This is a genomic window from Nocardioides sp. (assembly GCF_036503465.1).
In the GTDB taxonomy this organism is placed as follows: domain Bacteria; phylum Actinomycetota; class Actinomycetes; order Propionibacteriales; family Nocardioidaceae; genus Nocardioides.
Genome location: NZ_DASXWU010000046.1, coordinates 88,270 through 98,122, shown reverse-complemented (window position 1 = coordinate 98,122; position 9,853 = coordinate 88,270). Strand labels below are relative to the sequence as shown.

Below are 9,853 nucleotides of genomic sequence, written 5' to 3'. Positions count from 1 at the left end.
GCGGGCCGGATGCCGGCGTACTGCTCCTTGATCAGCTGCCGGTTGTCGAGGTGCTCGTCGGGGGCGTAGCCCCAGAGCTCGCGACGCACCCGCTCGTGCATCCGCTCGGCGAACGCCTCGGCGAGCCGGTCGGCCAGTGACTCGAGCAGGATCCCGGAGTAGTCGTCGAGGTCTTGTTTGAACTCCAGGATCTTCTCCTGGCTGCCCAGACCCGCGGTCACCGCGAACAGCCCGACGTAGTCCTTGAGGCCGGTCTCCTTCGGCGCGACGTAGTCGGCCAGCGAACGGTTGGGTACGCCGGCCCGGTGGGCGCCCTGCTGCCGCAGCTGGTGGAGTACGGCGTGCGGGTCGCCGCGCGACTCGTCGAGGTACACCTCGATGTCGTCGCCGACGGAGTTGGCCGGGAACAGCCCGACCACGCCGTGCGCGGTCAGCCACTTCTCGTCGATCAGCCGGTCGAGCATCCGCTGCGCGTCGTCGTACAGCTTGCGGGCGGTCTCGCCGGAGTCCGAGCCGTCGTCGGTGTCCTCCAGGATCTCGGGGAACGAGCCCTTCATCTCCCAGGCGTTGAAGAACGGCTGCCAGTCGATGTAGCGACGGATGTCGGACAGGTCGGCGTTGCGGAACACCCTGACGTGCTGGGTCGCGCCCCGCCGGCCGGTGATCGGCGAGATGTCGTGGTCCTGCTGGAGCAACAGGTGTGGCCGCGGCGGGCGATACCCCTGCCACTCGATCGGGGTGCGCGCGGCGCGGGCGTCCTCCAAGGTCGCCAGCGGCCGGTCGTTCTTGGCGGCGTGGCGGGCCCGCAGCGAGTCGTAGTCGGCCTTGACGTCGGCCAGCAGCTTGTCCCGGTTGGTCTCGTGCAGGAGCGCGGCCGTCACCGGGACCGACCGTGAGGCGTCCTTCACCCAGACCACCGGGCCGTCGTACTTCGGGTCGACCTTGACCGCCGTGTGCGCCCGCGACGTGGTCGCGCCGCCGATGAGCAGCGGCAGGGTGAAGCCCTGGCGCTGCATCTCGCCGGCGACGTTGACCATCTCGTCCAGGCTCGGCGTGATCAGCCCGGACAGGCCGATCGCGTCGGCACCGACCTCGCGTGCGGTGTCGAGGATCTTCTGCGCCGGCACCATCACCCCGAGGTCGATCACCTCGTAGTTGTTGCACTGCAGCACGACGCCGACGATGTTCTTCCCGATGTCGTGGACGTCGCCCTTGACCGTGGCGGTGACGATGGTGCCGTTGGTGTCCTTCTGCTTGGCCAGCTCCGGGTCCTTGGCCTTCTCCTCCTCGATGAACGGGATGAGGTGGGCCACGGCCTTCTTCATCACCCGGGCGCTCTTCACGACCTGGGGCAGGAACATCTTGCCGGCGCCGAACAGGTCGCCGACGACGTTCATGCCGTCCATCAACGGCCCCTCGATCACCTCGATCGGGCGGCCGCCGTCGCTCGCGATCTCCTGGCGCAGGGCCTCGGTGTCGCCCTCGATCCAGGTGTCGATGCCTTTCACCAGGGAGTGCGTGATCCGCTCCCGGAGCGGCAGCTCGCGCCACTCCTCGGCGGCCTCCTCGGTCTCGCCTGCGGCGACGTTGAACCGCTCGGCGATCTCGAGCAGCCGTTCGCCGGCGTCGGGGCGGCGGTTGAGGACGACGTCCTCGATCCGCTCGCGCAGCTCGGGGTCCACCTGGTCGTAGACGACGAGGGCGCCGGCGTTGACGATGCCCATGTCGAGACCGGCCTCGATCGCGTGGTACAGGAACACCGCGTGGATCGCCTCCCGCACCGGGTTGTTGCCGCGGAACGAGAAGCTGACGTTGGAGATGCCGCCCGACACCAGGGCGCCGGGCAGGTGCTGCTTGATCCAGCGGGTCGCCTCGATGAAGTCGCGGCCGTACGACGCGTGCTCCTCGATGCCGGTTGCGATCGCGAACACGTTGGGGTCGAAGATGATGTCCTCGGGCGGGAAGCCCACCTGCTCGGTGAGGATCCGATACGCCCGCTCGCACACCGCCGTACGTCGCTCGAGGTTGTCGGCCTGACCCTCCTCGTCGAACGCCATCACGACGACCGCGGCGCCGTACTTGCGACAGAGCCGGGCCTGCTCGCGGAAGGAGTCCTCCCCCTCCTTCATCGAGATCGAGTTGACGATGGCCTTGCCCTGCACGCACTTCAGGCCGGCCTCGATCACCTCCCACTTCGAGGAGTCGACCATCACCGGGACGCGTGAGATGTCGGGCTCGGAGGCGATCAGCTTGAGGAAGCGGTCCATCGCCGCGACCCCGTCGATCATCCCCTCGTCCATGTTCACGTCGATGACCTGCGCACCGGCCTCGACCTGCTGGGCGGCGACCGAGAGGGCCGTGTCGTAGTCGCCGTCCTTGATCAGCTTCCGGAAGCGCGCCGACCCGGTGATGTTCGTGCGCTCGCCGACGTTGACGAACAGGCTGTCCTCGGTGATCGTCACCGGCTCGAGCCCCGAGAGCCTCATCGCCGGCGCGATGGTCGGGACCGACCGCGGCGAGACGCCCTTGGCCGAGTCGGCGATCGCGGCGATGTGGTCGGCCGTTGTGCCGCAGCAGCCGCCGACGATGTTGAGCAGCCCGCTGGTGGCGAACTCCCCCAGCACCTCGGCCATGTGCTCCGGCGTCTGGTCGTACTCCCCGAAGGCGTTGGGAAGGCCGGCGTTGGGATGGGCGGAGACGAAGCAGTCCGCGACCCGCGAGAGTTCGGCGACGTACGGCCGCAGGTCCTCCGCGCCGAGCGCGCAGTTGAGCCCGACCGCGAGGGGCCGCACGTGGCGGATCGAGTTCCAGAACGCCTCGGTGACCTGGCCGGACAGCGTGCGCCCACTGGCGTCGGTGATCGTGCCCGAGACGATCACCGGCCACCGGCGGTCGTGCTCCTCGAACAGCGTCTCGACGGCGAAGATCGCGGCCTTGGCGTTCAGCGTGTCGAAGATCGTCTCGATCAGCAGTATGTCCGCGCCCCCGTCGACGAGGCCGCGCGCCTCCTCGAGGTACGCCGCCACCAGGTCGTCGAAGGTCACGTTCCGGGCGCCGGGATCGTTGACGTCGGGCGAGATCGACGCGGTCTTGGACGTCGGTCCGAGCGACCCCGCGACGAAGCGCGGCCGGTCGCCCGTGGACGCCGCGTCGGCCGCCTCGCGAGCCAGCGCCGCGGCCGCGACGTTCATCTCGTAGCAGAGTTCCTCCAGGCCGTAGTCGGCCTGCGAGATGCGGGTCCCGTTGAAGGTGTTCGTGCAGATGATGTCCGCGCCGGCTTCGAGGTACGCGCCGTGGATCGCCCGGATGACGTCGGGGTTGCTGAGCGAGAGGAGGTCGTTGTCGCCACCCAGGTCGCCCGGGTGGTCGTCGGACGACGCGAAGCGCTCGCCGCGGTAGGCGGCCTCGTCGAGACGGTGCGCCTGGATCATCGTGCCCATCGCCCCGTCGAGCACGAGGATCCGCTCGTGCAGCAGGTCGGTGAGCGTTGCGGTCGCGTCGGGACGGTGCTGCGTCACTGCTGGCCCCTGTGACTCCCGCACTGTCGTCCCTCGCTCTCGTGGGCCACCAGCCTAGGAAAGGCCGTCCGCCTGGCGGACCCGGTTCCCGCATCGTGACACCGGCGAGCGCGCCCGGCGAAATCCCGACCGGCGGGGCTCGGACGACGTCACGCGCTGATCCGCTCCGGCGGCTGCGACGCGTTCGCACGCACCATCTGCCGCAGGGTGGGCCAGGTCACCAGCGAGGCCGGGAGCGGCAACCACAGGGTGAGCAGGTGGTAGACGAAGATGCCGGGCACCGCGACCGCCAACGGAGCCCCGCTGTACCAGAGCGTCAGGGGCAGCACGACGGCCACGATGCCGGCACCGGCGAGTGGGCCTGTCCGTCGGGTGAACACCAGCCCGGTGGCGAAGCCGACGACGAACGGCGCAATGCGCATCGTCGCCCCGAACATCGCGAGCCCGGCCCATGCTGCGAGGCCGTCACCGGCCCAGAACAACGCCATCCCCATGACGGCGGCGGGACGACGGATGGGGCGGGCGAAGAGACGGCGTACGACGGTGATCGAGTCGAGGAAGACGGCGAGCCTGTCGCGCCAGCCCGCCCTCCCCGCCAGACGCTCGGCGTACCGGTGCGCGATCCAGAACCCGACCAGGAAGCCCGGGACGGGGATGACCGCCCACGGCATCGTGAAGTCGGGTGTCGGCTCAGGGAAGCCGAGCACCAGGACGGCGATGGCCGCTCCGCACCCCCCGAGCGCGAGGACGCCGTACTCGAGCCCACCGAGGGCGGAGGCACGGACCGCGGCCTGACGCGAGTCGGCGCCGGCGGCGCGCGCGGCGGCGACGTCGACCTGGGTGGCCCCGTGGGCGACGAAGCCGCCGAACCCCGCGAGCACGACCGGCCACGTCTGCTTCCTGGGCAGCGACCATCCCGGATGGTCGAACAGCGTCCCGCGGTAGGCCTGGTGGTATCCGAGGAGGGAGGCGCCCAGGGCGCCCACCAGCACGCCGAGCCACGGCCAGCTGACGTGACCCAGCGCGCCGCGCACCGCGTCGAAGCCGGCCACCCACGCCAGGCCGATCCCGGCGGCCAGCTGGAGACCCAGCATCACGAGCAGCAGGGCCACCACGGTGCGTGGGCGGAGCTCCAGGGCGTTCCCGGACAACCAGCTCATCGCGGCACCTCCCTCCCCGCTGCCGGCAAACCGTCGTCAGGTTCTGGTCAGGTTTCCGGTGATAAGGAAATTCATGCGCCGTCCGATCGACCGCTTGGCTCGGCCCGGTTCGGGTATCGGGGAACGAGGGGGCGTAACGTCCCGGCAGGCGCATCGCGTCCGTAGGAGGTTGGCGTGGCGTTCGACCTGGCCGGTCTGGTGGCCGCGCACAGCGGTGAGGGCTACGAGCTGCACGGTCAGCACCTCAACCGGCAGGTGCCCCGCATGCTGCACACGATCGGCTTCGACACCGTCTACCAGCACGGCGAGGGGTGCTGGGTCACCGCGGACGACGGCGTCCGATACCTGGACCTGCTGGCGGGCTTCGGGGTCTACGGCATCGGGCGGAACCATCCGGTGGTCCGCCACGCCCTGCAACAGGCGCTCGACGCCGGGTTCGCGGATCTCGTCCAGATGGACGCCCCGCTGCTGCCGGGGCTCCTCGCCCGGGAGCTGGTCGCGCGCTCCCCGGGCATGGACCGGGTCTTCTTCTGCAACAGCGGCACCGAGGCCGTCGAGGCGGCACTGAAGTTCGCGCGGGCGGCCACGGGCAGGACCCGGATCGCCTACTGCGAGCACGCCTACCACGGAGTCACCGTGGGCTCCCTCTCCGTCAACGGCGGCCGCGAGTTCCGGGCTGGGTTCGATCCCCTGCTGCCGGACGTCTCCGTGCCGTTCGGGGACCTCGACGCCCTCGAGCGCGAGCTGCGGAGCCGGGAGGTCGCCGCGCTGGTGGTGGAGCCGGTGCAGGGCAAGGGGGTGCACGTGGTGCCTCCCGGCTACCTCGCTGCCGCGCGCGAGCTGCTGCACCGGTACGGCGCGCTGCTGATCTGCGACGAGGTGCAGACCGGGGTCGGCCGCACCGGCACGTTCCTCGCCTACGAGCAGGACGACGTACAGCCCGACATCGTGACCGTCGCGAAGGCGTTGTCCGGAGGGTTCGTGCCGGTGGCCGCGACGCTCGCCCGGGCCTGGATCTTCGACCGGGTGTACTCCTCCATGGACCGGGCGTTCGTCCACGCGTCCACGTTCGCGGGCAACGCCCTGGCCATGGCGGCCGGGCTGGCCACGCTGGCGGTGCTGGACGAGGAGCAGCTGGTGGCGAACGCCGACCGCACCGGACGCCTGCTGACCCAGCGGCTGCAGGAGCTGGCCACACAGGAGGACCTGATCTGCGACGTACGCGGGCGGGGCCTGATGGTCGGCATCGAGTTCGGCCAGCCGCGAGCCCTGCGGCTGCGGAGCCAGTGGACGATGCTCCGCGCGGTCCGTCGTGGCCTCTTCACCCAGATGGTCGTCGGTGCGCTCTACCACCGGCACCGGATCCTCACCCAGGTCGCGGGTGACCACATGGAGGTCCTCAAGCTGCTGCCTCCGCTCACCATCGGCGAGGCCGAGGTCGACGTGTTCGTCGACGCGCTCGCCGACGTGATCGAGCAGGCGAACCGCAGCAGCGGGTGGGTCTGGGACTTCGGCCGGCGGCTGGCGCAGCGGGCCGTGACCGGGTGACGGCTCACCGGCGCGAGGACTTCCCGTTCCCGCGTAGGGTTGCCGGGTGATCGAGATCGAGGAGATCGACGACCTGGTCGAACCCGTGGTGATCGCGGCCTTCGAGGGCTGGAACGACGCGGCGGACGCGGCCTCGGCGGTGATCGACCACCTGATCAGGGTCTGGGACGCGCGGGTGATCGGTGCGATCGATCCCGAGGAGTTCTACGACTTCCAGGTGAACCGCCCGGTCGTCGGCAGCGACGAGCTCGGACACCGTCGGATCACCTGGCCCAGCACCCAGATCGCCGTCGCCTCCCCGCCCGAGCTCGACCGCGACGTGATCCTGATCCGGGGCATCGAGCCGAACATGCGCTGGCGCCAGTTCTGCGCCGAGCTGCTCGCCGCGTGCGACGACCTCGGCGGCGAGCTCGTGGTGACGCTCGGGGCGCTCCTGGCCGACACCCCGCACACCCGCCCGATCCCGGTGTCGGGCACCGCCACAGAACCCGACCTGGTCGACCGGCTGAAGCTCGAGCAGTCGACCTACGAGGGCCCGACCGGCATCGTCGGCGTCTTCCAGGACGCCTGCGTGCGGCTCGACGTACCGGCGGTGTCGTACTGGGCGGCGGTGCCGCACTACGTGGCTCAACCACCATGCCCCAAGGCGACCTTGGCACTGATCGGACAGCTGGAGGAGCTGCTCGAGTGCAGCATCCCGCTCGGCGAGCTGCCCGAGGATGCCCGCGCGTGGGAACGCGGCGTCGACGAGCTCGCCGAGGAGGACGAGGACGTCGCGGACTACGTCCGTGCCCTGGAGGAGACCCGCGACACCGCCGACCTTCCCGAGGCGAGCGGCGAGGCGATCGCGCGGGAGTTCGAGCGGTACCTCAAGCGTCGTACGGAGGACGGCTGATCCGCACCCTTGGGGTCGTCCGCCTGAGCGGCACCCCCGGAGGCCTGTGAAGCGGACGACCGGGAAGAGCGGTCACAGCGCCAGTCCGAGCGCGGCGTCCAGCAGGGTCCTGACGGTGGCGCCGGCCTCGCCGTCGCTGGTGTCGGCGAGGCCGGTGGTGCCGAGCGTCGCGTCCGCCCAGGCATCCACAGCAGCCACCGCCGCCGGCGCGTCGAGGTCCTCAGCCAGCGCGGCGAGCACGCGCTCCACGACCGGCACGGCCGGTGCCCCGCTGCCGACGGCGACGGCCCGGCGCCACTTCTCCAGCAGGTCGACCGACTCCCAGAGCTGGGAGTCGGTCCACTCCCAGTCGGAGCGGTAGTGGTGACGCAGCAGCGTCAGCCGGATCGCCATCGGGTCGACGTCGCTGTTCCGCAGCGCTGACACGAAGACCAGGTTGCCCTTGGACTTCGACATCTTCTCGCCGTCGTAGGCGACCATCCCGGCGTGCACGTAGGCCTGGGCGTACGGCGTACCCGTCAGCACCTGCGCCTCCGATGCACACATCTCGTGGTGCGGGAAGACGAGGTCGGTCCCGCCGCCCTGCACGTCGAAGCGCTCGCCGAGGAGGTCGAGGGCCATCGCGGTGCACTCGACGTGCCAACCCGGCCGTCCACGGCCGAGGGCGCTGTCCAGGGCCGGCTCGCCGGGTCGCTCGGCGCGCCAGACCAGACAGTCGAGCGGGTCCTTCTTGCCGGGCCGGTCCGGGTCGCCGCCGCGGTCGGCGAACACCGCCAGCATCTGGTCGCGGGTCCACCCGGACTCGTCGCCGAAGGCCGGGTCGGCGGCCACCGAGAAGTAGAGGTCGTCGTCCACCTGGTAGATCGCGCCGGCGTCCTGGAGCCGCCGGATCAGGTCGACGATCCGGTCCAGGGACTCCTCGGCGCCCGGGAAGTGGTCGGCCGGCAGGATCCGCAGCGCGGTCAGGTCCTCCCGGAGCAGCTCGGTCTCGCGCGCGGCCAGCTCGCGCCAGTCGATCCCCACCTTGGCGGCCCGCTCGAAGAGGGGGTCGTCGACGTCGGTCACGTTCTGCACGTACACCACGTCGTGGCCGGCGTTGCGCCACGCCCGGTTGAGCAGGTCGAAGCCGACGAAGGTGGCGGCGTGCCCCATGTGGGTGGCGTCGTACGGCGTGATGCCGCAGACATAGAGGCGCGCCGGACCGTCCGGACGCGTCTCGACGAGGCCGCCGGTGGCGGTGTCGTGCACCCGCACCTGCGGTGCCGTCACGGGCAGGGCAGGCAGGTCCGGGGCGGGCCAGGCGCGCATACGCGCGAGACTACGGCAGCCCGCGGAGGCCTCGGCCGGGTGTCAGAACGGTGGCCAGGGGATGGCCCGCCAGCCCTGGCCCGGCTCCGGGAGGGTGCCGACGCGCAGGAGCCGCTTGACCCGGCGCCGGGTCGCCTCCACCTCGTGCGGAGTGAGCAGCTCGAGCAGGCAGTCGCCGAGATCGCCCTCGAGGCGGCCGGACAGCAGCTCCAGGCTGGCCCGGTCCTGGTCGGTGAGCAGCTCTCCCGCCCACCCCCACAGGACCGTCCGGAGCTTGTGCTCGACGTGGAACGTCAAGCCGTGGTCGACGCCGTACCGGTGGCCGCCGGTCATCGCGAGCACATGCCCACCCTTGCGGTCGGCGTTGTTGATCACGGCGTCGAAGACCGCCATCCGGCGGAGCTCGGGGGTGTCCTCGTGCACCAGCGACACGACCTGGTCGCGGTCGTCGAGGCCCTCGAACACGTACCGGAAGCCCTCGGGCACGTCGGTGTCGCGGACCAGGGTCACCGCCTCCTGGACCGGGTCGGGCTCCTGCCACAGCTGCACCATCCCGGGCCCGTGCGGGCCGTCGCGGCGGAACGTCAGCGGGACGATGCCCCAGCCGAGCGCCTCGGAGACGACGTACGCCGCCTCCTCGCGCTCCGCGAGCGTGCCGTCGGGGAAGTCCCACAGCGGCCGCTCCCCCGCGACCGGCTTGTAGACGACACGGCGCCCCTCGATCTCTCCGACGAAGGTGGCGTTCGAGGCCGGCATCACCCGGCCGTGCAGGGTGAGGGCGCCGGTGAGGAGTCCGCGTTCCATCAGGGCGCCCATCGGGGTGACCCCATCAGGACGGGTCGCGACGGCGGAAGCCGTTCGCCCGGACGCAGAGATGACCGTCGGGGTCGATCGGGTTGCCGCAGAACGGGCAGTCCGGCCGACCGGCGTCGAGCACCAGCGCGGCGCGCTTGACGAACGCGCGCGCGTGGCCGGCCTCGATCCGGACCAGGAAGACCTCCTCCGGCTCGGTGTCCTCCTCCTCGTCGGCGGCGTCGGTCAGCGGGAACACCTCGATCACCACGCGGGCGATGCCCGGATCCCACGACAGCGTCATCGTGCCCGCCCGGAACTGCTCGTCGATGGGCTGCTCCAGCGGTTCGGAGTCGTCGAGGCCGACGGGGGCGACAGCGGGGATCAACGTCTCGTTGCCGGTGCTGGCCATCACCTCGTCGAGCAGCTCGTCGATGCGCTCGGCGAGCACCGCGACCTGCTGCTTCTCCAGGGCCACGCTGACCACCCGCTGCCCCGAGCGGGCCTGCAGGAAGAACGTCCGTCCACCCGGCTCGCCGACGGTGCCCGCCACGAAACGCTCGGGCGGGTCGAACTCGTGGATCACCGGCATGAGGACCACCTTATGCAGCGCTGGGAAGACGAGGCTGAGC

At 71.0% G+C, this 9,853-nt stretch carries 7 protein-coding genes; 2 read left to right on the top strand and 5 right to left on the bottom strand.

Annotated elements, in window-relative coordinates:
- Window positions 1–3,518: methionine synthase (gene metH, locus VGK78_RS08260; RefSeq protein ID WP_331527121.1), on the bottom strand; the 3,518-nt coding region annotated here is incomplete at its 3' end.
- Between the two features lie 149 nt (window positions 3,519–3,667).
- Window positions 3,668–4,678: a hypothetical protein gene (locus tag VGK78_RS08255; RefSeq protein ID WP_331527120.1), complete on the bottom strand. Its 1,011-nt coding sequence runs from the start codon at window positions 4,676–4,678 to the stop codon at window positions 3,668–3,670.
- A gap of 174 nt (window positions 4,679–4,852) precedes the next feature.
- Here VGK78_RS08255 and VGK78_RS08250 point away from each other — a divergent pair, with 174 nt between their 5' ends.
- Both VGK78_RS08250 and VGK78_RS08245 read left to right on the top strand, forming a co-directional pair.
- Window positions 4,853–6,226 carry an aspartate aminotransferase family protein gene (locus tag VGK78_RS08250; protein ID WP_331527119.1) on the top strand — a complete coding sequence of 458 codons (1,374 nt, stop codon included), beginning with the start codon at window positions 4,853–4,855 and terminating at the stop codon, window positions 6,224–6,226.
- 46 nt (window positions 6,227–6,272) lie between these two features.
- Window positions 6,273–7,121, top strand: coding sequence for a PAC2 family protein (locus VGK78_RS08245; RefSeq protein WP_331527118.1), 849 nt, complete (start codon window positions 6,273–6,275; stop codon window positions 7,119–7,121).
- A gap of 72 nt (window positions 7,122–7,193) precedes the next feature.
- Here VGK78_RS08245 and mshC read toward each other — a convergent pair whose 3' ends face one another.
- From mshC to VGK78_RS08230, 3 genes are read right to left on the bottom strand one after another with little or no spacing between them, the layout of a single operon-like run.
- A complete protein-coding gene (mshC, locus tag VGK78_RS08240) occupies window positions 7,194–8,429 on the bottom strand; it encodes a cysteine--1-D-myo-inosityl 2-amino-2-deoxy-alpha-D-glucopyranoside ligase (RefSeq protein WP_331527117.1) in 1,236 nt (411 codons plus the stop codon).
- A gap of 42 nt (window positions 8,430–8,471) precedes the next feature.
- On the bottom strand, window positions 8,472–9,245 hold the full coding sequence (locus VGK78_RS08235) for an SCO1664 family protein (protein ID WP_331527116.1): 774 nt from the start codon (window positions 9,243–9,245) through the stop codon (window positions 8,472–8,474).
- Window positions 9,246–9,258: 13 nt separating this feature from the next.
- Window positions 9,259–9,813, bottom strand: a complete 555-nt coding sequence (locus VGK78_RS08230) for a DUF3090 domain-containing protein (protein ID WP_331527115.1) — start codon at window positions 9,811–9,813, stop codon at window positions 9,259–9,261.
- Between the last annotated feature and the right edge of the window lie 40 nt (window positions 9,814–9,853).

What these genes read in the sequence shown, in the direction of transcription:
- VGK78_RS08230 (WP_331527115.1), bottom strand. Translation starts at nt 9,813, where the DNA reads ATGCCGGTGATCCACGAGTTCGACCCGCCCGAGCGTTTCGTGGCGGGC.
- mshC (WP_331527117.1), bottom strand. Translation starts at nt 8,429, where the DNA reads ATGCGCGCCTGGCCCGCCCCGGACCTGCCTGCCCTGCCCGTGACGGCA.
- VGK78_RS08235 (WP_331527116.1), bottom strand. Translation starts at nt 9,245, where the DNA reads ATGGGCGCCCTGATGGAACGCGGACTCCTCACCGGCGCCCTCACCCTG.
- VGK78_RS08255 (WP_331527120.1), bottom strand. Translation starts at nt 4,678, where the DNA reads ATGAGCTGGTTGTCCGGGAACGCCCTGGAGCTCCGCCCACGCACCGTG.